General features: G+C 60.6%; 1 pseudogene. It reads left to right on the forward strand.

Annotated features, from left to right (window positions below):
* Positions 1–20: 20 nt before the first annotated feature.
* Positions 21–231, forward strand: a pseudogene (locus ACZ3HH_RS31250) (hypothetical protein); the annotation flags it as partial.

The following is a 231-nucleotide window of genomic DNA, read 5'->3' on the forward strand; positions in this document are numbered from 1 at the left end:
TCGTCTGTGGTCCCCTCGCCATGAGCGAAGAGATTGAGGCGACCTGTCTTGATTGCGGCATTCCCAAGGAACGCCTTCACGTCGAGCGCTTTGTGTCGGAATTCGGCGGCAAGCCGCGGCCGAAGGTTCAGGTCGCGCCGGAAGCACCTCCCAAAGCTGTTGCGTCACTGATCGTGGACGGTAAGCGCAAGGATGTGCCGATTGCTGAGGGTGAGGTTATCCTCGACGCCG

It is taken from the genome of Pseudomonas sp. PME37.24/025, from assembly GCF_055556615.1.